General features: G+C 60.0%; 31 protein-coding genes. 29 read left to right on the top strand and 2 right to left on the bottom strand.

Translation table 11 applies throughout. The annotated features are described in order from the left end of the window. Nucleotides 1–42 precede the first annotated feature (42 nt). Nucleotides 43–369 carry a helix-turn-helix domain-containing protein gene (locus ACE2AA_RS01170; RefSeq protein WP_395370738.1) on the bottom strand — a complete coding sequence of 109 codons (327 nt, stop codon included), beginning with the start codon at nucleotides 367–369 and terminating at the stop codon, nucleotides 43–45. A 471-nt stretch (nucleotides 370–840) separates the two neighbouring features. Next, nucleotides 841–1,284: a hypothetical protein gene (locus ACE2AA_RS01175; RefSeq protein ID WP_395370740.1), complete on the bottom strand. Its 444-nt coding sequence runs from the start codon at nucleotides 1,282–1,284 to the stop codon at nucleotides 841–843. A 99-nt stretch (nucleotides 1,285–1,383) separates the two neighbouring features. Between ACE2AA_RS01175 and ACE2AA_RS01180 the strand changes: the two genes are divergently transcribed. The 29 genes from ACE2AA_RS01180 (at nucleotide 1,384) to ACE2AA_RS01320 (ending at nucleotide 20,019) form a co-directional block, all read left to right on the top strand. Further along, a complete protein-coding gene (locus ACE2AA_RS01180) occupies nucleotides 1,384–1,872 on the top strand; it encodes a hypothetical protein (protein ID WP_395370742.1) in 489 nt (162 codons plus the stop codon). Next, nucleotides 1,869–2,081, top strand: a complete 213-nt coding sequence (locus ACE2AA_RS01185) for a hypothetical protein (RefSeq protein WP_395370744.1) — start codon at nucleotides 1,869–1,871, stop codon at nucleotides 2,079–2,081. Before ACE2AA_RS01180 ends, ACE2AA_RS01185 begins: the two co-directional genes overlap by 4 nt. Nucleotides 2,082–2,221: 140 nt before the next feature. Beyond that, nucleotides 2,222–2,779: a hypothetical protein gene (locus tag ACE2AA_RS01190; RefSeq protein ID WP_395370746.1), complete on the top strand. Its 558-nt coding sequence runs from the start codon at nucleotides 2,222–2,224 to the stop codon at nucleotides 2,777–2,779. A 232-nt stretch (nucleotides 2,780–3,011) separates the two neighbouring features. Further along, nucleotides 3,012–3,350 (top strand): hypothetical protein, encoded by a 339-nt coding sequence (locus ACE2AA_RS01195; protein ID WP_395370748.1) that lies wholly within the window; start codon nucleotides 3,012–3,014, stop codon nucleotides 3,348–3,350. A 124-nt stretch (nucleotides 3,351–3,474) separates the two neighbouring features. Further along, on the top strand, nucleotides 3,475–3,705 hold the full coding sequence (locus ACE2AA_RS01200) for a hypothetical protein (protein ID WP_395370749.1): 231 nt from the start codon (nucleotides 3,475–3,477) through the stop codon (nucleotides 3,703–3,705). Then, nucleotides 3,698–3,967, top strand: coding sequence for a DUF2312 domain-containing protein (locus tag ACE2AA_RS01205; RefSeq protein WP_395370751.1), 270 nt, complete (start codon nucleotides 3,698–3,700; stop codon nucleotides 3,965–3,967). The genes ACE2AA_RS01200 and ACE2AA_RS01205 overlap by 8 nt, the downstream gene beginning before the upstream one ends. Beyond that, on the top strand, nucleotides 3,967–4,329 hold the full coding sequence (locus tag ACE2AA_RS01210) for a VRR-NUC domain-containing protein (protein ID WP_395370752.1): 363 nt from the start codon (nucleotides 3,967–3,969) through the stop codon (nucleotides 4,327–4,329). The genes ACE2AA_RS01205 and ACE2AA_RS01210 overlap by 1 nt, the downstream gene beginning before the upstream one ends. Then, nucleotides 4,326–5,279: a hypothetical protein gene (locus tag ACE2AA_RS01215; RefSeq protein WP_395370754.1), complete on the top strand. Its 954-nt coding sequence runs from the start codon at nucleotides 4,326–4,328 to the stop codon at nucleotides 5,277–5,279. The genes ACE2AA_RS01210 and ACE2AA_RS01215 overlap by 4 nt, the downstream gene beginning before the upstream one ends. A gap of 2 nt (nucleotides 5,280–5,281) precedes the next feature. Continuing rightward, nucleotides 5,282–6,073, top strand: coding sequence for a hypothetical protein (locus ACE2AA_RS01220; protein WP_395370756.1), 792 nt, complete (start codon nucleotides 5,282–5,284; stop codon nucleotides 6,071–6,073). Further along, a complete protein-coding gene (locus ACE2AA_RS01225; RefSeq protein ID WP_395370758.1) occupies nucleotides 6,066–6,395 on the top strand; it encodes a hypothetical protein in 330 nt (109 codons plus the stop codon). Before ACE2AA_RS01220 ends, ACE2AA_RS01225 begins: the two co-directional genes overlap by 8 nt. Before the next feature lie 46 nt (nucleotides 6,396–6,441). Further along, on the top strand, nucleotides 6,442–6,630 hold the full coding sequence (locus ACE2AA_RS01230) for a hypothetical protein (protein WP_395370760.1): 189 nt from the start codon (nucleotides 6,442–6,444) through the stop codon (nucleotides 6,628–6,630). A gap of 97 nt (nucleotides 6,631–6,727) precedes the next feature. Further along, the gene (locus ACE2AA_RS01235; protein ID WP_395370762.1) at nucleotides 6,728–6,961 is read left to right on the top strand and encodes a hypothetical protein; all 234 of its coding nucleotides are present in this window, start codon (nucleotides 6,728–6,730) and stop codon (nucleotides 6,959–6,961) included. Further along, a complete protein-coding gene (locus ACE2AA_RS01240) occupies nucleotides 6,952–7,299 on the top strand; it encodes a winged helix-turn-helix domain-containing protein (protein ID WP_395370764.1) in 348 nt (115 codons plus the stop codon). The genes ACE2AA_RS01235 and ACE2AA_RS01240 overlap by 10 nt, the downstream gene beginning before the upstream one ends. Further along, entirely contained in the window at nucleotides 7,296–7,502 is a 207-nt protein-coding gene (locus ACE2AA_RS01245; RefSeq protein ID WP_395370765.1) for a hypothetical protein, read from the top strand. Before ACE2AA_RS01240 ends, ACE2AA_RS01245 begins: the two co-directional genes overlap by 4 nt. Nucleotides 7,503–7,508: 6 nt before the next feature. Further along, nucleotides 7,509–7,946 carry a hypothetical protein gene (locus tag ACE2AA_RS01250; RefSeq protein ID WP_395370767.1) on the top strand — a complete coding sequence of 146 codons (438 nt, stop codon included), beginning with the start codon at nucleotides 7,509–7,511 and terminating at the stop codon, nucleotides 7,944–7,946. After that, nucleotides 7,927–8,676, top strand: coding sequence for a terminase large subunit domain-containing protein (locus ACE2AA_RS01255; protein WP_395370769.1), 750 nt, complete (start codon nucleotides 7,927–7,929; stop codon nucleotides 8,674–8,676). Before ACE2AA_RS01250 ends, ACE2AA_RS01255 begins: the two co-directional genes overlap by 20 nt. After that, on the top strand, nucleotides 8,673–9,407 hold the full coding sequence (locus ACE2AA_RS01260) for a hypothetical protein (RefSeq protein WP_395370771.1): 735 nt from the start codon (nucleotides 8,673–8,675) through the stop codon (nucleotides 9,405–9,407). Before ACE2AA_RS01255 ends, ACE2AA_RS01260 begins: the two co-directional genes overlap by 4 nt. Before the next feature lie 39 nt (nucleotides 9,408–9,446). Continuing rightward, complete coding sequence (locus ACE2AA_RS01265) at nucleotides 9,447–9,653, top strand: hypothetical protein (protein WP_395370773.1); 207 nt, start codon at nucleotides 9,447–9,449, stop codon at nucleotides 9,651–9,653. 1 nt (nucleotide 9,654) lies between these two features. After that, the gene (locus ACE2AA_RS01270) at nucleotides 9,655–11,376 is read left to right on the top strand and encodes a portal protein (RefSeq protein WP_395370774.1); all 1,722 of its coding nucleotides are present in this window, start codon (nucleotides 9,655–9,657) and stop codon (nucleotides 11,374–11,376) included. Continuing rightward, nucleotides 11,376–11,678: a hypothetical protein gene (locus ACE2AA_RS01275; RefSeq protein WP_154220886.1), complete on the top strand. Its 303-nt coding sequence runs from the start codon at nucleotides 11,376–11,378 to the stop codon at nucleotides 11,676–11,678. The genes ACE2AA_RS01270 and ACE2AA_RS01275 overlap by 1 nt, the downstream gene beginning before the upstream one ends. After that, nucleotides 11,671–12,375 carry a hypothetical protein gene (locus tag ACE2AA_RS01280; RefSeq protein WP_395370777.1) on the top strand — a complete coding sequence of 235 codons (705 nt, stop codon included), beginning with the start codon at nucleotides 11,671–11,673 and terminating at the stop codon, nucleotides 12,373–12,375. The genes ACE2AA_RS01275 and ACE2AA_RS01280 overlap by 8 nt, the downstream gene beginning before the upstream one ends. Before the next feature lie 3 nt (nucleotides 12,376–12,378). Then, complete coding sequence (locus tag ACE2AA_RS01285) at nucleotides 12,379–13,431, top strand: major capsid protein (protein ID WP_395370779.1); 1,053 nt, start codon at nucleotides 12,379–12,381, stop codon at nucleotides 13,429–13,431. A gap of 13 nt (nucleotides 13,432–13,444) precedes the next feature. After that, nucleotides 13,445–14,116: a hypothetical protein gene (locus tag ACE2AA_RS01290; RefSeq protein ID WP_395370781.1), complete on the top strand. Its 672-nt coding sequence runs from the start codon at nucleotides 13,445–13,447 to the stop codon at nucleotides 14,114–14,116. 8 nt (nucleotides 14,117–14,124) lie between these two features. After that, nucleotides 14,125–14,343: a hypothetical protein gene (locus ACE2AA_RS01295; protein WP_395370782.1), complete on the top strand. Its 219-nt coding sequence runs from the start codon at nucleotides 14,125–14,127 to the stop codon at nucleotides 14,341–14,343. A 10-nt stretch (nucleotides 14,344–14,353) separates the two neighbouring features. Further along, complete coding sequence (locus tag ACE2AA_RS01300) at nucleotides 14,354–15,313, top strand: hypothetical protein (RefSeq protein ID WP_395370784.1); 960 nt, start codon at nucleotides 14,354–14,356, stop codon at nucleotides 15,311–15,313. After that, nucleotides 15,310–16,830 (top strand): hypothetical protein, encoded by a 1,521-nt coding sequence (locus ACE2AA_RS01305; protein WP_395370785.1) that lies wholly within the window; start codon nucleotides 15,310–15,312, stop codon nucleotides 16,828–16,830. Before ACE2AA_RS01300 ends, ACE2AA_RS01305 begins: the two co-directional genes overlap by 4 nt. 9 nt (nucleotides 16,831–16,839) lie before the next feature. Continuing rightward, nucleotides 16,840–18,975 (top strand): hypothetical protein, encoded by a 2,136-nt coding sequence (locus ACE2AA_RS01310; protein ID WP_395370787.1) that lies wholly within the window; start codon nucleotides 16,840–16,842, stop codon nucleotides 18,973–18,975. After that, the gene (locus ACE2AA_RS01315; RefSeq protein ID WP_395370789.1) at nucleotides 18,972–19,430 is read left to right on the top strand and encodes a hypothetical protein; all 459 of its coding nucleotides are present in this window, start codon (nucleotides 18,972–18,974) and stop codon (nucleotides 19,428–19,430) included. The genes ACE2AA_RS01310 and ACE2AA_RS01315 overlap by 4 nt, the downstream gene beginning before the upstream one ends. A 1-nt stretch (nucleotide 19,431) precedes the next feature. Next, nucleotides 19,432–20,019 carry a hypothetical protein gene (locus tag ACE2AA_RS01320; RefSeq protein ID WP_395370790.1) on the top strand — a complete coding sequence of 196 codons (588 nt, stop codon included), beginning with the start codon at nucleotides 19,432–19,434 and terminating at the stop codon, nucleotides 20,017–20,019. Nucleotides 20,020–20,021 lie beyond the last annotated feature (2 nt).

A 20,021-nucleotide genomic window follows, 5' to 3' on the forward strand; every position in this document is an offset into this window, starting at 1 on the left:
AACAGTCAAGGCAAAAATGTGCAAAAAATGCACTATCAGATTTTACTTAACGCCAGCAGCTTTTTCACCAAGAGACAGCCAGCCGTCTATATCCTTAGAGTCCATCGAGTCTATAATTCGCATGGCCCGGTCTAATTTTTGGATTATGTCAGCCTTTTCTGGCGGCATCATCAACTGGGTGACGGATGCCTGATAGACCGCAGCCAACCGCTGCAAATCGGTCATCGATATATCCACCTTCCCGTTCTCCCACCTACCAACCGTCGTATGTTTGACAGACAGAATGTTCCCTACTTGTTCCTGTGACAAGCCCTTATAGGTGCGCCAAGCTCTAAGGTAGGTGTGTGCGGCTTTATCGAAGGTGCTCATAGGAATAGAGTCCTGCGTTCCATGCACATTTTCCATTCCTCAATGTGCACAATATGCTTGACAGCCAATGTGCAGAAAATGCACAGTCCTGACATGGAACTGAGAGAATGGCTTTCCAAAAAGGATATGAGAGCAAGCGCATTCGCTCGCTCCATTAACCGATCACATACGACGGTTCTTCGCTGGATTGAGGGCAGTACACTGCCTTCTCCGCAAGCGATGCGCGATGTGCTTTCAGCAACGAAAGGACGCGTCACACCGTCAGATTTTTTCAAGGCAATCACGATGAACAAAACAAGTGATATTCCGGTCGTACGGCCTGAAGGGGAGGGGGTGCGATGAACCGCCCCAAGATGTGGTCCGACACGCACTTCCGTCCAGACCGCGGTGTCATCGTACCTTTCGATGCATCCCGATTGCATGATCGGATTGATGAAGTGGGCCGTGCGCAGGATGCCTTGAGTGAGAAACTCAATGCCCAAAATGAATGTTTCTCAAAGCAGGAAGAATATGCCCGAGAATTTCTTTCGCATATTCGATGTTCGTTCCTTTTGAAGAACTCAACAGTAGCGAAAGGACAGCGTCAAAATTCTTCGAATATTTCTCGTTGGTTGGTTTCATTGGGTCTTTTTCTAATAGTTTCCTCACTTCTTCTTTTGAGGAATAAGGAAGCCGCTTCAGGAGATGATTTATGCTGATAATTTCGAGCATCATTACGCATGCTAAGAAATCAGCCAATCCGGTTGTTTCTTCGACAGAGCTTATAATTCCATTAATATGGGAAGAATGTTTTGCGGAAATTTCGGATTGCCCTTCAAAAAGGCCCATCATCCGCTCAATGAGACTTTCATGCTCTTTTACCCGAGCACGCAGGGCCGCAACTTCCTTTTTCAGTTCAGTAACTTCGGTATCCACAGGTTCCTCCATGATGGGTCTAGACAACCGCATGGTGGCACAGCGGGGCGGCAGAGTCATTGTGTCTGGCCGTCCCGTCATCGAAGGGGAGGGGGCACGATGAACGACGAACCGACACAGACGGACCGCACGACAGATGCGCTCCACCGCGCGGCCCTCGATCATGGAATGATCCTCACTCCACTGTCAGCCGGTTCTTTGCAGCCGCTGACTGCTGATATGTCGTCAAAACTCGAAGCAATGCTCTCTCGGCGAGCATCTTCACTTCGAAAGTGTTGTGAAGACGCAATTCTTGATCCGGGATCTGTATTGTCAGAGTGCCTGACCACGGCGTCTCTCCATCGTTTCCAGAAAGAGATACGGCCAATTCTGCGCAGCCTGTTTTCAGGTTTTCGCCTGAACGACGTACGCCCAGAAGTTTTAGCGTCATGGTTGGCTGAGATTGGTTCAACGGCTTCATCCTCTGCACAGGGTGGAGAAATGCCGGAGAGGGGTGCGACTCTCTCCGGCGATGAAACTGTAACTTCCCGTTGTTCGTGCGACCTATGCCGCCGTGTGCATGGCTCCCGTGAGGAGATGCCATCATGAGCTTCACAACCTTCGCCCTATCGCGCGCCCTGTGCCGCCTCGGTCTGGCGCAATCGGAAAACACGGCCCATGCCCTGATCCGCTGTGGTCGGGTGCGGATTGATGGTGACCTTCCGGATGGCCGCACATGCGTCGGATATGGCGTGACGGTTAGCGTACGTGGGGTCGGTGAGCGTGTGGTCAGTCGCCAGTCCATGGGGGTGCGGTAATGCATCGGTTCAAGGATTTATCCGGGCAGCAGTTTGGGACTCTGGTCGCGGTGAAATTTCTGGGTTGTGCATCTGGGTCCAGCATATGGCGATGCCAGTGCGCTAAGTGCGGAACCCTGAGATTGGTAAGAACTCAAGCCTTGCGTTCTGGAAAGGGGATCGAATGCGAGTCCTGTAATCGTCGCAATGTGCTTGCGCGCAAGAAGAAAACAAACATCGTGCGCCGGCCGTGGTCAACAATGGAGGTTTCGCAAGTCTGTTCGCTTTGGAACAAGGGCTATGCAGTTGCTGATCTGGCGGAGCAGTTCAATCGCACAGAGCGCGCAATCTACAGACGAATCAACGAACAGGTGAAAGAAGGCAATGCGTTCCCCCGCGCTGTTCGGCACTCTGAGGCGCAGATGATAGGCCGCACCTTCGGCAGTCGTACTGTTATTGCGCGCCAGCCGTCGAGCGCAAAAGGCTGCGTGATGTGGGCCGTTCGGTGCAAATGCGGGGAGGAAAGCGTAGTCGATGGGCATATGCTCCATTCCGGACGTCAGACAGCGTGCCGTAAATGCGCGGGAAATGCGCCAGGCAAGCACAATGGACCGAAGCCAAAGGTGCCACCAAAGGCAGCCCTGTCTTTCGCTAATATCCGCGCCCACGATCGGATGATAGCTGCGCGGCATGCCGCCGAAGAAGCATCCTTCATCTAATGCCTCACCGCCCCGCCAACTCCGTAGCCACGAGCGCCGCGAGGAATTGCCGTTCCTCGATGGTGGCGCTCGGGTGCAGCGTGGCCCAGCACCGGGCCAGCATGCGGAGTGACTGTGCGATCGTGGGTTCGGTCAGTGGAATTGACCGGACTTTCGTGTCGTATGCGTGGGGTTCCTCCAACAAAGTTTTCTCCAGTTCCGTTCTTCGCTGTTCGGAATATGGAGAAATGTCATGCGAAATGATCGGGCTTTTTCGGACCGAAAGTTGCCCTCTATGAACGGAGTGATTTCCAACATCGGCATCCGCGATAGGCTGCTTGTCGCCATAGGGCGCGAGTTCAGACCGTTGCGTTGTGCCGCTGAAATGCTGGCGCGTGCAGCAGGACGCACGCCGCGCGCCGCGAAGAACTGGCTGTCAGGAACCAATGCGCCCGATGCCGAGGCGCTGATTGAACTGATGGCCTCATGCAACACCATTGCTGACGAGGTGAATGCCCTCGTCGAGGAGCGCCGCAAGGCGAGAGAACAATGCCTTGGATCAAAATCAGGATCAGGCACTTCGTCTGGTTGAAACGAGAGGCCGGGCCGCCGCCGTCCTGTCATGTGCTGTGCCTGCATGTGTCGTGGTTCGACTGGGACACGTGGGCCGACAAGATGGAACGTGCCCTCAAGGCTGCGAGGGAGGAATTGCGGAAATGACCCAGAACATTACCGGCCGCCCTATCGCAACAATGCGATCAATACTTGCCGATGCTGTTGAAATGGCTGGCGGACAGAGCGCGTGGTCACGGCGAACTGGTATTCCCCAGTCGGTCGTGTCCGAGACGCTGAATGAACGCCGTGAGGTGTCGGAAAGCATCGTTAATGCGCTGGGGTATGTGACCCGCACCGTTTGCATTCCCATGAAGGGACAGAACCATGCCTGACTTCCCCAACGACCATAACGAAGCCAACACCGGCGGCATCGCGGCGGATCGCCTGCGCTCCATCATAGAGCGCACCGAGCGCCTTGAGGAAGAACGCAAGGCCCTGTCTGGAGACATCAAGGACATCATGACCGAGGCCAAGAGCGCGGGTTTCGATGTCAAGGTGATCCGTCAGATCATCCGCCTGCGCAAGCAGGAACCAGCCGAAGTTGAGGAGCAGGAGAACCTGCTTGACATCTATCGCAGAGCCCTTGGAATGTAATGATGTCCAAGCACGAAGAAGATGCCCTGCACACATTCGTCTGGCGCACGCTGACCATGCTGCTGCCGGATGACGCTGTGCCGTGGAGTTCCGAGAACCGGCGAAACGGCGTGCGTGAAGGCGCACGCCGGAAGGCCCGCGGCTGCATCCCCGGCGTCCCAGACATGGCCGTGCATTATCAGGGCCGCGTTCTCTACATTGAATTGAAAGCCACCAAGGGCACAATCTCGCGTGAACAGCGGGCGCTCCATGCGCGCCTGCGCACTGCCGGGTTCACGGTCGGTGTCTGCCGGTCCCTGGATCAGGTGTTGGAGTTCCTGCGTGAGAACGGGGTGCCTGTGGCTGGGAAGGTTATGGCATGACCGATTTACCAGAACCCCTAACGCCCGAATACTGCGATCTGCGCGGTTATGACTTCATGCCCCTTTTCGGGCATCGCCTATTCTCCAGCGAGTTCTACACCGAGGCATCGGACGCTGAGTTTCGCGCAGGTATGCGCCTGTGGTGGGCAGCATGGAACCAGCTTCCTGCGGGCAGCCTGCCGAATAGTGACCGCGCTCTTGCCACGCTGGCCGACTTTGGTCGCGATGTTGAGGCGTGGCAGGCCGTGAAGGAGCGCGCATTGCACGGGTTCATCCTGTGCAGCGATGGGCGGCTTTACCATCCCATGCTGTGCCAGGAGGCGCTCGACGCCTACGAGGAACGTCTGCGCAAGAGCAAGAAGCGCGTGAAGGACAAGGAGCGCCTTCAGGCGTGGCGTGAAATGCGCCGGAAACAGAACGCGGACGCTCATCAATCCGATGAACAACAGAACGACGAAACAGAAGTGAAACGCGTTTCATCTGAGTTTCACGATCATATCAGAAACGCAGGTGTAGCCGAAAACGCGCGGGGTGACAGGGACAGGGACAGTAATATATCACCCTCACTACGTTCGGGCTCTTCCTCATCGCCAAGCGCTGAGGCTGGAAGGTCTCGCGCTGCGGAGTTCGATGAGTTCTGGGCGGCCTATCCCCGCAAGGTGGATAAGGGCTCGGCCATGAAGGCGCACACCAAGGCCCGGACCAGAACCCCCCAAGCAGAAATCATGCTCGGACTGTCACGGCACGTCGCGGTGTGGCCGGACCGAAAATCCGACCTTGGCTTCGACCTGATCCCGTATCCGGCCTCATGGCTCAATGCGATGGGATGGGACGGTGATCCTGAAGCATCCGCTGCGGCCCGCAAGCATGCCAATCCGCATCGCATTCCCCAGCGCCCGCAAGGCCGTCCCGCCATATGGGACGCCATTCCCGATTGCCCTGGAGTTTGATCATGAACCATGTCGCAAAAGTCCGGCCGAGCATTGTCACAGAATACCGGCCGGCCGTTCCCGCCATTGCCGCGCTGATTGATGCCCGGCGCGAGGGGATGACTATCCTGCCGTGCAACGTCTCGCCTGCGCTGGCCAGTCAGGCGCGTCTGCAGCTTGAACAGGCACTGGCCGCCATGCGCCCGGCATCGCCCCAGATGGTCATGGGATGGCTGAAGAAGTTGGCGGGAATGGTTGCCAACGCTCCGACCGATGAGGACGCCGTCCGTGCTGCGGTCGAGGCTGTGATGGAAGTCTGCGGCGATCTGCCATCTGGCGTCTGGTCGGTTACGTCGCGTCAGGCGTGGTGCCGTCAGCCCGCGGTCAATGGCCGACTGCCCGGCACGTTCTGGCCGCGACCGGCGGAACTGTATGCGCTGCTACGTCCTATCGCGGACCGGATTGGCCGTGAGGTTGACGGCTGCAAGGCAATACTGGCTGTTGCAGACCAGAAGCCCGAAGGGCACCGCGTGACACCAACCGAAGCTGAGCGCGCGGCCGTTATGGCCAAGATGGACGAATTGCGCCGCGAACGGGAAGCGCGCGCAGCCGAGGAAGCCCGCGTTCGTGAGTTTGGTGCTTACATGCCCGGCAATGACGCAACCCTGCGCGGATGGGATCTAATCCGGGCGCTTGAGACCGATCTGCCGAAGATGACCGGAGAGATGCGCGATTTCACGTTTGAGCGGATTGCTGTGCTGAAGGTGGCGGCCGAAGCGGCAGATGCGCTGCTGGAGAATGCACAAAATGCCTGAAAACCGCGAAGAAAAAGGTACCAATGCCGACTCGGGGATGGTACTATCGCGCATGGATAAACCCAATAATTTCTGGCCCACCCGCTGCGGTGCTGACTACGTGGCGAATCTTGCACCAGCCCGGAACTGGGATGTGGCCGCGACCATCTGCCAGATGCGGGCCGGTTACGATATCGGGGATGGTGGGCGCGCTATCGTGGCTGATATGCCGATTAGAGCGCCGAGGATTGGCGCTGAGTGCGGTGTAACGGTTGCCGAGGGAGATTTGACCGTGGACGATGGTAAGGGCGCTGTGCGGGCAAATATGGAGTCTGTTGCATGATCCGCTTCCTGAAACGCCACGTCTGGCCTTGGGCGGGGATTGGTGAATGATCGCCGCCGCAGCAATGCTCTCCACCACAGCCCTGATCCTGTTCGGGTGGGCGCGGATGTGTCGGCATGAGTGGGAAGTCATGGATGAGTGGCAGATGATGGAACGAGATTACGAATTTCCGGTCGGAACCCAATACATCCAACGCTGCACGAAATGCGGGAAGATGAAGCAGGTGACGCTGTGATTGACGCCCTGAAAACCGCCGCCATCTGGGCGCTGTTCCTGATCGTGATACCGCCAGTCAGCGCTGTTTGCTGGGTGGTTGTTTGGTGGAGTGGGGAATGACCATAACCCACCGCAAAACCGACTGTGGCGGCCATGTCCGCTTCACGTTCCGCACCGATGCAGTTGGCGCTGCCAAGCGTATGCGCTGGGCCGGTCGCAAGGTGGAAGTGTTCGGATGCGCGGTGTGTGGTGGCTGGCATGTCGGTGGAACGTCCTGGCTGAAGGGAACGGGCCGGCGTCCGTCTCCGCGGACGGTGCGGATTGAATTGGGAGGGTTGGAATGCCAGTAGCGCAGGACGAGATATACCGGGTCGGTAAGCTGTCGCTCGACATCGGTCGGCATGTGCTGTCTGGCCCGCGTGGTGAAGTGCTGCTGGCGCCAGTGCCGTTCCGTATCATGGAAAAGTTGATGCGGCGGGAAGGGGTGATCCAATCGCAGGATGCGATAACGCAGGCCATCTGGACTGATCCGGATGATGAGCCGGACGATCCGGGGCGCGTGATCCGCGAGAAGATCAGCAAGTTGCGCGGGGTTATCTCCATGATCGGTCTTGATGGTCGGGGGCGCGTGGAAATCCGCAATGAGCGGGAATGTGGGTATTACGTTTCAGTGAGGAAGCAGGGATGAGGCGCAGCGTTACCAACAGCGAGAACGACGCATACGAGAAGATGGTGGCCGGGCTGCGACATGCCGAGGAAGCGGCGGCGGAACTGGCCATGCATCGCAGCGATCCGATGTTCATGCAGATTGCCACCAATGTGGGGCAGATGCGCGAGCGGATCATCAAGGTTGGGCATATGGCTGCAGTCAAGCGTGTGGGGATGGGTTGACCCGTCATGGCACCGAAGCATCGCCTTTATAAGCCAGAGATTGCCGAAGAAATCCTTGAGCGTTTGGAAGACGGTGAAGGTCTGTCTGCAATCTGTGCATTGGAAGGGATGCCCTCTCAAGGCGCGGTGAGGCATTGGGTCCAGACTGACCACGATGGCTTTGCAGCGAGATACGCGCGCGCGCGCGAACGTGGCCTTGAGAAACACGCGGATGAGATCATCGAGATTGCGGATATGGCACGCGACAGCGACAGTGCGTCAGCCGCTCGTGTTCGTGTGGACGCACGCAAGTGGATCCTGTCCAAACTTCTGCCCAAGCAGTATGGCGACAAACTGAACCTTGAGCATTCTGGTGAGGTTGCCATGACGGATGTTCCGGATGACCAGCTTGATAAGCGCCTCAAGGCGCTGATGGCGCAGGCAGGTGGTGGCGATCAATCTTGACCTGCTCAGCGCGGACGAAAAGCGCGAGATGCTGGCGATTCTTGAGGAAAAGCGATACCGTCAGTCGCGCCGCAAGCTGTTCACCTATTATCCGGATCATGGGCCATTGCGGCGGGAACTTTACCCGAAGCATATGGCCTTTTTCCGTGCCGGCCTGAAAGACCGTGAGCGGCTGATGCTTGCCGCCAACCGTGTTGGCAAGACCGAAGGGATGGGCGGATATGAAACTGCCCTTCACCTGACCGGGCGTTATCCGCATTGGTGGGAAGGCAGGCGGTTTGACCGTCCCATTCGTGCGTGGGCGGCAGGCAAGACCAACGAGACAACGCGAGATATTATTCAGGCAAAGCTGTTTGGTAGCGTTTCGCGCGATGGGCAGTCCAAGCAGTTCAGCGGCACCGGCCTTGTTCCGGGAGATGACATTGGCAGCGTGACGTGGAAACAGGGCGTGGCCGATCTGGCAGACACCATTCAGGTCCGGCATCAGTCAGGCGGATGGTCCGTGCTAGGCATGAAGGCTTACCAGCAGGGTCGTGGCAGTTTTGAGGGCACCGAGCAGGATCTTGTGTGGCTCGATGAAGAGCCGCCCATGGATGTCTATACTGAGGCCTTGATCCGGACCATGACCACAGATGGCATGGTGATCATGACCTTTACACCGCTGGAAGGCATGTCTGATGTGGTCATGTCGTTCCTTGAGGACGGGAAAATGCCGGAGAGTGAAGATTGAGCCGCTGGGTAGGAACCTGCACGTGGGATGACGTGCCGCACCTGAGCGCCGAACAGAAGGCAGACCTGCTGCGCGACCTCCCACCGTATCAGCGTGATGCGCGATCGAAGGGCGTGCCGCAGCTTGGGTCTGGTGCCATCTACCCGGTGCCAGAAAGTGACATCGTGTGCGCGCCCTTCGATATCCCCACCTTCTGGCCCCGTGCATACGCGCTGGACGTGGGCTGGAACCGGACGGCGGCGATATGGGGTGCACATGACCGGGACAGCGACACGCTCTACCTCTACAGCGAGCATTACCGCGGGCAAGCCGAACCTGCCGTGCATGCCGAGGCTATCCGTGCGCGTGGTGCGTGGATGAACGGAACCATCGACCCGGCATCGCGTGGGCGCGGGCAGAAGGACGGGCAGCAGCTTTTCCAGAACTATATCGACCTTGGCTTGACGCTTGTGCCAGCAAAGAACGGCGTAGAGGCTGGGATCATGGAAGTGCTGGACCGCATGTCGTCCGGTCGGCTTAAGGTGTTCGGCACGCTACAGTCCTGGTTGGCGGAATATCGCATCTATCGGCGCGATGACCATGGCAAGATCGTCAAAAAGAACGACCATCTCATGGACGCTACACGCTATCTGGTTGTGATGCTGCCCAGCATCGAGATGGTCATGCCGAACTATCTGGAAAAGGGCGGCTTCAAGTCGTCGGTGCAGGGCGACTACGACCCATACGCCTGACACCACACGGTACTAACAAACGGCCCGCACAGGGCTGTCATGGGCATTTTCAAATCTCCGAAGGTGGTAACCCCGACGCCTGCACCGATGGCAGGCCAGACGGTGAACAATACCGTGCAGGGGTTGCAGAACTCGACAACCGAGGCCGCGAAGATGGCGGGCGGCATGGGGTCAACCATGCTGACCGGATCATCCGGACTGAGCCAGACCGCGACGAACGCACCCAAGACGCTGCTGGGTGGCTGACATGGCGCGCGCTGCACCGTCTGACGATACCAGTCCCGAGCAGAAAACCCGCGATGAGGTAGACCGCCTGATCGTTCTCATGCGCATGGACCGGTCATCGTGGCGGGAAACGTGGCGCGAGATCACGTGGTACATCATGCCCACGCGGGGGCGGTATAATAACCTACTGCCCAACCAGGGGTCACGCGGCCTGCCCAAGGGCACGCAGATCGTGGACCGCACGGCCACCAAGTGTGTGGGCGATCTGGCGGCGTTCCTGATGGCGGGCATCACCAGCCCGGCGCGGGACTGGTTCCAGCTTTCCACCAACAATGACCAGTTGAACGATGACCCGGACGTAAAGCAGTGGCTGGCCATCGTGCAGAAACGGCTGCAGCGCGTGTTCGCCACCGGCAATTTCTACAACGCCATGGCCCAGCTTTACGAGGAAATCGCGGGGTTTGGCACGGGCGCGGTCATCATCCAGCAGGATTACGAGGACGTGGTGCGGTTCTACCCGCTCACGGCTGGCGAATACTTCATCATGCAGAACGCGCGGATGGAGATCGACACGCTGGTGCGCGAGTATGTGCAGAACGTCCGGCAGGTGGTCAGCAAGTTCGGGTATGAGAACTGCTCGCCCACAGTGCAGGGACTGTATGACAGCCGCCAGCTTACGCGGGAAATCCCCGTGGTGCACGCCATCATGCCCAACCTTGACCGCGTGCCGGGTGCCATTGGCTGGCGGGGCGCTCCATATATCGGCGTGTATTACGAATACGGCAATCCGAGCGTGCCGGTCCTGCGTGTCGAGGGTTATCCCGAAAAGCCGTTCATCTGTCCGCGCTGGCATGCCGTGTCCAACGATGCGTACGGCCACGGTCCGGCAGAAGACGCGCTGGGCGATGTGAAGTCGCTACAGCTTGCCCAGTTACGCTGTGCCGAAGTGGTGGACAAGTTTGCGCGCCCCCCGATGCAGGCCGATGCCGCCATGCAGAACGGTCTGGTCAGCCTGATCCCCAACGGCATCAACTTCATTCCCGGCCTGAACACCATGGGCAATGGCGCGGGCCTGCGCCCGGTGTACCAGACCAGCCCGAACATTGCGCCGCTGGTCGAGCGCATACGGGCGTTTCAGGAAGCCATTCGCACCACGCTGAAGAATGACCTGATCCTGATGGTCAGTCAGATGGATCAGGCACAGCCACCAACAGCCGCCGAGATCAACGTGCGCCAGCAGGAGAAGCTTCTGGCCCTCGGTCCAGTGCTGGAGCGGTTTCATAACGAGGCGCTGAACCCGATCATCAACGTGACGCTGGGCATCATGGAACGCGGCGGTCTGTTGCCGCCACGCCCGCAGCAGATGGGCACCGGGCCGCTCAAGGTCAATTACATTTCAGTTCTGGCGCAGGCCCAGCGCGCGACCGAGACCACGGGCATCGAGCAGTTCGTGCGCTTCTGCGGCGGTCTGGTCAGCGTGGACCAGAGCGTGATGGATAACGTGGATCTGGATCAGGCCGTGGACATTTACGGCAACCTGCTCAGCATCAACCAGGCGATCATGCGTGACCCGCAGGCCGTGGCCCAGATGCGCCAGCAGCGTGAATACGCCCAGCAGCAGCAGGCGGCAGCCGAACAGGCGCAGCAGATGGCGGCGGGTGCCAAGAACCTGTCCGACACGGATGTGGGGGGCGGCCAGAACGCATTGCAGGCGATCATGTCCGGCATCGGGGGTGGCGGCTGATGTATGACCCGCATGATCCCGAACAGGTGCGCGAGCGGCGCACGCGGCGCAAGGCCCGGGCCGCAACCGACCAGCTTGACCTTGCATGGGTGGCGTCCGACCCGCGCGGCCGACGCGTGCTGCTACGCATCCTGAACGAGACGCAGTTTATGGGCGGATCATTCGTACCGGGTGACCCGATGGCGACCGCATTTCGTGAAGGCCAGCGTGATATCGGCATCAAGCTGCACACGGTACTAACAAACGCAGGTGAAGGCATCCTGAGCAAGATCCTCATGGAGAGCCTGAACGCGGATGAGTGATGAACCCACAAGTGCTGCTGCGCCTGCTGATACCCCTGCTGGTGGCGGCGCAACCGACACCCTTATGGGCGGCGGCACGGACAGCACGGCGAACGAGACGCAGCAGCCTGCGGGCGCAGCAGCGACCGAAGGCGCAGCCCCAAACGGTGAGGGCGCGCAGGAAGGCGGCGAGCAGGAAAAGCCGCCTGAAAAGCCTGTCGTTCCGGAGAAATACGAATTCACGCCGCCCGAGGGGTTCAGCGTCGATGAAAAGGCGATGGGGCAGTACGAGGCCGCAGCGCGCGAAGCCGGCCTGACGCAGGAGCAGTTCAGCGCCATCACGCAACACGGCCTGCAGTTTGTCCAGCAGCAGTTGGAACAGGCCGGACAGCAGCAGCACGAACAGGCGATGAAGTGGCGGCAGGAAGTCCTGTCCGACCGCACTCTGTCCGATGGCAACGGCCTGAACCCGGACGCAAAGGCCGCCGCCGATCGCGTGATCAAGGCCTATGGCGGCAATGATCTTGTGCAGGCGCTGGCCGAGACGGGTGCGGGCAACAACCCCACCGTCATCCGCGCCTTCGTGCAGATCGGCAAGGCGATGGGTCTGGCCGAACCACCCGACAAAGGCAGGCCCGCGCCGGAAAAGCGCAGTGGCAGCAGTTTTGATGACATTGCCCAGCGCCTTTACGGCCAGTCGGCAAAAGCAGGAGCATAACCGGTGGCAACCATTTCCAGCACCACCTGCCTGACGCTGGCCGACTGGGCCGCGCGGCGCGAGGACGGCGAGATCGCGGATATCGTGAACCTGCTGTCCCAGACCAACGAAATCCTTGATGACATGCTGTGGAAGATGGGCAACCTCGCCACGGGCAATAAGACGACCGTGCGCACCGGCCTGCCCGCTGCGACATGGCGTATGCTCAACTACGGTGTGCCGCGCGCCAAGAGCACGACCGCGCAGATCACTGATAGCTGCGGCATGCTGGAAACCTACTCGCTGGTCGATAAGGATCTGGCGAGCCTTGAGGGCGATGTGGCCGCCTTCCGTCTGTCCGAAGACATGGCCTTCATCGAGGGCATGAACCAGCAGATGGCGGGCACGCTGTTCTATGGCACCGAGCAAAGCGACCTTCCGGCCTTCACCGGGCTTGCGCCGCGCTACAGCACGGTCGATGCGACCAAGGCGGCCAACGCCGTCAACGTGATCGACGCAGGCGGCCGGGGCACCAGCAACACGTCGATGTGGCTGACCTGCTGGGGGCCGACCACCGCGTTCGGCATTTTCCCCAAGGGGCGCATTGCCGGGCTGCAGCGCAATGACGTGACGACCGATGCGCCGGTTCTGGACGCCAACGGCAACCCGTATCAGGCGTATCAGTCCCACTACAAATGGGATTGCGGCCTGACCGTGCGTGACTGGCGTTTCGTGGTCCGCATCGCCAACATCGATGTGGACAGCCTGACGGGCGACAGTGCCGCCAACCTGATTTCCATGCTGGTCGCCGCCGTGCACAAGATCCCCACCATGCCGCGTGGTGTGACCAACGTGCAGACCGCAACGCAGGCGACCGGCGGACAGCCGCTTTCGTGGGGGCGTCCGGCCATCTACGTCAACCGCACGCTCGGCACGGCGCTGGACCTGCAGGCGCTCAACAAGACCAACGTGCTGCTGCAGATGCTGGAATGGGACGGCAAGCCGGTCACGGCCTTCCGTGGCATCCCCATCCGCACCTGCGACCAGATCCTGAACACCGAAGAAACGGTCCAGTAAGGAAACCGCCCAGATGATCATTGATGGACTGCTGCTGTTCAGCAACGCGCAGGACCTGACCGCGCTCGCGGCCGGTGCTGCTACCCCCTCGACCAACATTATCGACTTCTCGCAGAACCGTGATTTCGGGCCGACAGGTCCGTTCAAGGTGTTTGCCGAATGCGGCACGCTGCCGCTGGCCGATACTGCGACCGCAACGGGCACCGCAACCGAAGCCAGCGGTGCCGTAACCGCCATCGCGGTGGCATCCGGTGGCGCGGGTTATTCCTCGGCACCCGTTGTTACCATTTCCGGTGGTGGTGGTGCGGGGGCTGAGGCAACGGCTACCGTGGAAAACGGCGTTGTCACCGGCTTCACGGTCACGGCTGGTGGCGCGGGTTACACATCCGCGCCCACGGTCACGGTTGCAGCGCCTCCCGATCCCACGATGGATGTGGCCGTGCAGATTTCGCAGGATGGCTCCGACTGGGACACGCTTGAGGAATTTCCCGGCATCGATCTGGGCGCGCTGAGCCAGCGCACGCCCTTCCTCGTCCGTGCCAAGCCCGCGTTCTCCAACACGCTCTACCGCTACATGCGCCTGACCTACACGGCGTCCGTAGCACTTGATGCAGGCACGGTCATGGCTGGCATCAATCTGGATGTTCCCGCGAACGTCCCGTACCCCCGCAACTACGTGGCGTGAGGCGCACCATGGCGAAATACAAGGTTCTCACCAAAAGCTACATCGGCGGTAAGGTCGAGGAACCGGGGGCCATCATCCAGTATGATGGTAACCCCAGCTCCAACCTGGAACCTCTGGACGCTGCCGCCGAAAAGAAGATGGCGGAATACCAGAAGCAGGTCGGCCAGCGCATCAGCGCGTCCGATCCCCGCTTCATCGCCGCGATGATCGACAAACAGGGCCAGTAAGGCACGGCCTGTGACCACGCAGATCGACCTGTGCAACGCGGCACTCCTGCGGGCGGGAACGCGCAGCACGATCACGTCACTGACGGATGGATCGGCTGAGGCAACCGCCTGCGGTGCGTTCTGGCAGATGTGCCTTGATACGCTGTTCTCGGCGTATCAGTGGCGCTTTTGCCGCGTCACGGCCACCGGCACCGGTGCGGCCAGCACGGACCCGCAATGGCAGTACGAGTTCCAGAGGCCATCCGACTGCGTGACGGTGCACAAGGTCCTGCCTGCGACGGGGCCACACCATCCTCCGATGGACCGAGAGGCACGGCATGCGCTGTTCCGCGCCTGTTTGCCGTTTGGCGAGGGCGTGGGGACGGCCGGCACATCTGATACCGGGCCCGTCATCCGCACCAACCACGCCAGCGTGCAGGTGCAATATGTCTCGAATGCCCAGCCCATAGACAACTGGCGGCAGCAGTTCCGTGAGGCGTTCACATGGGCGCTGGCGGCCGAGATCGCCATTGCCGTAACGGGCAGCGGCGAGATTGCGGGCCAGATGCGCAGCATGGCAGCCACGGCATTACAGCAGGCCATGCAGGCTGATCAGGTGCTGGAACAGCAGAATACCGATTACATCCCCGACTGGATCAGGGTGCGCGGCATGCCCGCGCTGCGTGATGAATGGCGGCCGATCCGCTCGGTGAACGAGACATTCCCCGGCGGCTTCGTGGTCGGAGATGCCGCTGCAAACAGCCCGATCCCGGCGCACCTGACCCCGGCAGATACACTGAACGGCGTGCCGAATTCCGGCATACCCGCCAAAGCCATCGCCAACCGGGACAGCCAGTACATTCCAGCCAGCACGCCAGACAGTCGTATCGGCATCCTGACCATCGGGGCAAGTCCTGTCGGCTGGCGCAGGCCATATCACAACAACATCGAACTTGGTGCCCAGCCAGATGAGGGAGAAACCGAAGAATGAAAAAGCCTGTCATGCTGTCGTTCGTGGCGCTGCTTATTGGTGGTGGCGTGTCCCATGCACAGTCTGCCCCAAACTGGGCACAGAATTACATCCCGTCCCCCAGGGAGTGGCATGACTGGTGGGCGTCCAAGATGGATGTCAACGGGAACGCTGGCAATCTGGTCATCAACGGTCAGACGCTTTCTGATTTCGCTGCCGGTTTACTGACCAGTGTAGGGGATAAACTGGACAAGGATAATGGCACGGCAACCGGCCTTTCCGTCGCCAACCCGACATCAACGGGCCGGGCGTCCGTCCTCTATAATGTGAACGGTTCAATCGTATGGGAACTGGGAAGCGACGCGGCCAATGCCGATGCCATGATTCTTGGTCGATATGTCAGTGGCGTCTACAAGGACAATCCCATTTCCGTTGACCTGGCAAGCGGCCTTGTTACCGTGCCAGACGGTTTAACCGCCAGCACCCTGAATGCCGATACCATTGTGGGCAACGTCAGTTCTTCCACTGTGACGGCGACAGGCGCCAGCACGGCTCGCACGCTGGCAGACCGCGCTTTATCGGTGACTGATGTACGGGATTATGGCGCCGTTGGTGACGGTGCTACCGATAATGGGGCGCCGTTCACGAACGCAATTGCTGCCGCCGAAGCCGATAATCTTGAGGTAAATTTCCCATATTCCTCCAAGGGATATGTTGTGAATACCGGCACGTTTACCAACAAGATGCTTGGCCGCTTCAATTTCAACGGGAATGTTCTCTCCGGCGCCGCACTTGGCACGCCGGGCACCGGAGCGGGCGTATTGAATTCCCTTTACACGAACCCGTGGTTGATTGTCGCCAACACCAAGGAAGAGATTGACCCGGCGGCCCTGACACTGCCCTCAAGCGGTTCCGCCCTGATCGGACATGCTGTCGAGTGTCTGCCAAACCGGCCCAACACCGGCGATACGGTCACCACCAAGCGCATGGTGTCGTGTCTTTATGCGGGGGCCGATACAGGCACGGGCGGCGCGTCCGGGACGAATTACAGCATGGAAGTGCGTAACGACGTTCTGAACCTCAGTTCCAACTCCGGTGCGGCATACGAAATCGATCTGAACTTCAACGGCAAGGTTCTGGATGGTGGCATTTCGCGCGGACTGTTCATCACGGGTGGGGGCGCTGCGGGCAACACCACCAGTTCGGTAGCCGTCGATATTCAGCACAATGACTATTCCGGCGGACTTCTTCCGTGGTCAACCGGCATTTCCGTCCGCGACGCCACGGTATCCTATCAGGCATATGCGCGCTCTGACGGATCCGGGTTTCTGTTCCAGGGCTATAATTCAGCCGAAACGGAAGTCGCTTCCATTGACACGAACGGATACGCGATTTTTGCGGGAATCGCCACATCTGCCAGTTACACTCCGACATCATCTTCCACCTGCACGAAGGGAGCTGTCATGAATGATGATAGCTACGCCTATTTCTGTACCAGCGCGGGCACGTGGAAGAGAATAGCCCTCAGTTCCCTTTAGGAGGGTATCATGTCACAGGGAAGCCAGATGCCCCCGGGTGGTCCACGTCCTGCCATCGCATATCGGCCGGCATTTGCCGCGGGCATCATATCGCCCATGCTGCGCTTCCGTTCGGATATGGAGAAATGGCAGACCGGCGCGTGCCAGCTGACAAACTTCTTCGTGCATGTGCAGGGCGGCGCCAGCAATCGGCCGGGAACGCAGTTCATCGGTGCGGTGAAGGACGCGGCCAACCTGCCGCGTCTTGTGCCGTTCGTCTACAACAACACGCAGTCCTACGTGCTGGAAATGGGTAATGAATACATCCGCTTCATTTCCAATGGCGTGTACCTGACCAACAGCGATGGCAGCGTGTATGAGGTTGCCACGCCCTATGCCGTGGCGGACGTGTGGGGCATCCGATGGGTGCAGTCGGCGGACGTGCTGACCATCGCGCACCCGTCCTACCCCCTCTACAACCTGTCACGCAGCGGGGAGACCGACTGGACGCTGGCCGAAGTTTCGTTTGCCGCAGGCATTGATGCGCCCGGCACCGTCAGCACGACTGCTACCAAAGGCAACGCGGGAAATACCGGCACCACGCCGGGCATATCGTCCGCAACCTATGATTACGTGGTGACGGCGGTTTCCATAGCACTGAGCAGTGAGAGCAATGTGTCAGCGGTTGCGTCTGTCAGTAACTACAATATCGGCTACTACACCCAGTACGGAAACTACAATACCGTCAACTGGTCCGAAGTGTCGGGCGCGGATTACTACAACATCTACCGCAAATATGCCGGGTCGTACGGTCTGATCGGGTCCACAACAGACCTGACGTTTCAGGATACCGATTACGAACCGGATACGGCCATCGGTCCACCTACGCATGAAGACCCGTTCAGCGACGGAAACAATCCGTCCTGCGTGTCATATTTCCAGCAGCGCCGGGTATTCGGTGGATCAACGGCGGACCCGCAGACCATCTGGATGACGCGCTCGGGCAACTACACCAACATGGATGTAGCGAACCCGGTCAAGGACGATGACGCCATCACGGCCACCATCGCATCCCAGCAGGTGAACCAGATCAGGCATATCGTGCCCATGGCGGACCTGATCATCTTCACGGCTGGCAGCGTGTGGAAGGTGAGCGGGGGCGATGCGGGCAAGGCCATCACGCCAGCGGATGTAACGGTCACGCCACAGATGTTCGTAGGCGCGGCCGACACGCTGCCGCTGCCCATCGACCAGGACGTGCTGTTTGTCGAAAGCAAGGGCAGCCATGTCCGCGACCTGCAGTATGACTATTACGCTGCCGTCTATAATGGCAACGACCTGTCGGTTCTGGCTGACCACCTGTTCTATGGCTACACGATAGATGACTGGCGGTTCGCCCAGTTTCCGTTCAACATCGTGTGGGCGGTGCGATCGGACGGTACGCTGCTGGGCCTGACCTATCTGAAAGAGCAGCAGATATGGGCATGGCACCAGCACATCACGACCAACGGGGCGTTCACCGCCGTGACGGTCGTGCCGGAAGAAACCGAGAATGGTGTTGTCGAGGACACCGTCTATTTCGTGGTTGAGCGCACGATCAACGGCAAGACGGTTGCCTATCTCGAGCGTCTGCACACGCGCCAGCTTGGCACGGCGAACGCCGATATTACCAAAGCGTGGTTCGTGGATGCCGGGCTGCAATACACGGGTGAGGCTGTCACCGCGGTATCGGGGCTGGCGCATCTGGAAGGGCAGACGGTTTCCGCCTGCATTGATGGCAAGGGGTATACTGGCCTGACCGTCACGAACGGCGCAGTCACCCTGCCGGTGGCGGGCAGCACGGTTACGGTCGGACTGCCGATCGCGGCGCATATGCAATCCCTGCCACTGGACCTTGGGCAGCCCCCGCAGTTCAGCCGCCGCAAGCGCGTCAGCAAGATCTACACCATGCTCTACAACACGGCCGGTATCGAGGTCTCGACCGATGATGGCGCCCGCACGCGCCCGGTCGGAAGCGCCGCCACATCCGGCACGCTGTCGTCAGATGTGCAGTTCGTGATCCCGGCCGCCAACTGGGACCAGTATGGCAAGGTGGACGTGTTCCAGAATTACCCGCTGCCCTGTACGGTGACGGGCCTGGACGTCGATGTGGAGGTTGGCAATTGATCACCATCCGCGCCGCCGTGCCGGATGATGCCGACCTGATTGCGCCCATCCTGCGCCCGGCGGACCGGCTCGAAATCGCCCGCACGTCGCCGCTGCCCGTGACCATGTCCGTCCGCCACAGCATCGCACACTCCGCCGTGGCGGCCATCATGCTGGATGGTGACCGCCCCCTTGGCGTGTTCGGCCTGGTCGAACCAGTGTTGCTTGACCCGTCCATCGGCTGCCCGTGGATGATCGGCACCATCCACCTTGCCCGGCACCGCAAACTGTTCCTGCGCGAGACCCGGCGATGGGTGCAGGAATGGCGGCGCACCCACACCGTACTAACAAACCGGGTGGATGCGGAATATTCGCAGGCCATCCGCTGGCTGCGCTGGCTTGGCTTTACCATCCATGACCCGGAGCCTGTCGGCGTTGGCGGCGCGCTGTTCTGCCGTGCGGAAATGAGGGGATAGCATGGGTGTCGCATCGGCGGCGATGGGGGCCGGTGGCTCCCTTCTTGGTGGCGTCGGCTCCATTCTCGGCGGCATATCCGAAGCCAGTCAGGACAAATACGAAGCGCGCATTGCCCAGCAGAACGCCAATATGGCAGGCCGGGACGCCGATGTGGCGCTGGATCAGGGCGATGTCGCAGCCCAGCGTGCGTATCAGCAGGGCGCGCAGCAGCTTGGCGCACAGCGCGCGCAGATGGCGGCCAACGGCGTCACCCTGAACAGCGGCTCCGCGCTGGATGTGCAGAACGCCACAGCCATGACCACGGGTCAGAACGTGGCGGGCATCCAGTATAACGCCGACGCCCGCGCGGTGGATTACCGCAATCAGGTGGTCAATTTCGATAACGAAGCGGCGGCGGACAAAAAGGCCGCCAGCAGCGCAATCTTTGGCGGTGCGATGGGTGCGGCCGGAAGCCTGATCGGTGGCGCCAGCCAGTTCGCGGACAAGTGGGACGACATGAAAGACAGCGGCGCGCTTGAGGGCGGCGGTGAAGATGCCGGCATGTCCAATGCTTTCGCGGGCACCGGCGTCAATATTTCCGGGTGGTAACT

The sequence above is a fragment of the Komagataeibacter diospyri genome (assembly GCF_043995075.1).
GTDB lineage: Bacteria > Pseudomonadota > Alphaproteobacteria > Acetobacterales > Acetobacteraceae > Komagataeibacter > Komagataeibacter diospyri.

Bases quoted from the DNA above. Each gene is read 5' to 3' on its own strand.
- ACE2AA_RS01265 (WP_395370773.1), top strand. From the start codon at position 9,447: ATGGGCATTTTCAAATCTCCGAAGGTGGTAACCCCGACGCCTGCACCG.
- ACE2AA_RS01215 (WP_395370754.1), top strand. From the start codon at position 4,326: ATGACCGATTTACCAGAACCCCTAACGCCCGAATACTGCGATCTGCGC.
- ACE2AA_RS01305 (WP_395370785.1), top strand. From the start codon at position 15,310: ATGAAAAAGCCTGTCATGCTGTCGTTCGTGGCGCTGCTTATTGGTGGT.
- ACE2AA_RS01295 (WP_395370782.1), top strand. From the start codon at position 14,125: ATGGCGAAATACAAGGTTCTCACCAAAAGCTACATCGGCGGTAAGGTC.
- ACE2AA_RS01245 (WP_395370765.1), top strand. From the start codon at position 7,296: ATGAGGCGCAGCGTTACCAACAGCGAGAACGACGCATACGAGAAGATG.
- ACE2AA_RS01205 (WP_395370751.1), top strand. From the start codon at position 3,698: ATGCCTGACTTCCCCAACGACCATAACGAAGCCAACACCGGCGGCATC.
- ACE2AA_RS01310 (WP_395370787.1), top strand. From the start codon at position 16,840: ATGTCACAGGGAAGCCAGATGCCCCCGGGTGGTCCACGTCCTGCCATC.
- ACE2AA_RS01195 (WP_395370748.1), top strand. From the start codon at position 3,012: ATGCGAAATGATCGGGCTTTTTCGGACCGAAAGTTGCCCTCTATGAAC.
- ACE2AA_RS01240 (WP_395370764.1), top strand. From the start codon at position 6,952: ATGCCAGTAGCGCAGGACGAGATATACCGGGTCGGTAAGCTGTCGCTC.
- ACE2AA_RS01280 (WP_395370777.1), top strand. From the start codon at position 11,671: ATGAGTGATGAACCCACAAGTGCTGCTGCGCCTGCTGATACCCCTGCT.
- ACE2AA_RS01180 (WP_395370742.1), top strand. From the start codon at position 1,384: ATGAACGACGAACCGACACAGACGGACCGCACGACAGATGCGCTCCAC.
- ACE2AA_RS01210 (WP_395370752.1), top strand. From the start codon at position 3,967: ATGATGTCCAAGCACGAAGAAGATGCCCTGCACACATTCGTCTGGCGC.
- ACE2AA_RS01200 (WP_395370749.1), top strand. From the start codon at position 3,475: ATGACCCAGAACATTACCGGCCGCCCTATCGCAACAATGCGATCAATA.
- ACE2AA_RS01275 (WP_154220886.1), top strand. From the start codon at position 11,376: ATGTATGACCCGCATGATCCCGAACAGGTGCGCGAGCGGCGCACGCGG.
- ACE2AA_RS01290 (WP_395370781.1), top strand. From the start codon at position 13,445: ATGATCATTGATGGACTGCTGCTGTTCAGCAACGCGCAGGACCTGACC.
- ACE2AA_RS01185 (WP_395370744.1), top strand. From the start codon at position 1,869: ATGAGCTTCACAACCTTCGCCCTATCGCGCGCCCTGTGCCGCCTCGGT.
- ACE2AA_RS01220 (WP_395370756.1), top strand. From the start codon at position 5,282: ATGAACCATGTCGCAAAAGTCCGGCCGAGCATTGTCACAGAATACCGG.
- ACE2AA_RS01230 (WP_395370760.1), top strand. From the start codon at position 6,442: ATGATCGCCGCCGCAGCAATGCTCTCCACCACAGCCCTGATCCTGTTC.
- ACE2AA_RS01235 (WP_395370762.1), top strand. From the start codon at position 6,728: ATGACCATAACCCACCGCAAAACCGACTGTGGCGGCCATGTCCGCTTC.
- ACE2AA_RS01250 (WP_395370767.1), top strand. From the start codon at position 7,509: ATGGCACCGAAGCATCGCCTTTATAAGCCAGAGATTGCCGAAGAAATC.
- ACE2AA_RS01225 (WP_395370758.1), top strand. From the start codon at position 6,066: ATGCCTGAAAACCGCGAAGAAAAAGGTACCAATGCCGACTCGGGGATG.
- ACE2AA_RS01270 (WP_395370774.1), top strand. From the start codon at position 9,655: ATGGCGCGCGCTGCACCGTCTGACGATACCAGTCCCGAGCAGAAAACC.
- ACE2AA_RS01320 (WP_395370790.1), top strand. From the start codon at position 19,432: ATGGGTGTCGCATCGGCGGCGATGGGGGCCGGTGGCTCCCTTCTTGGT.
- ACE2AA_RS01170 (WP_395370738.1), bottom strand. From the start codon at position 369: ATGAGCACCTTCGATAAAGCCGCACACACCTACCTTAGAGCTTGGCGC.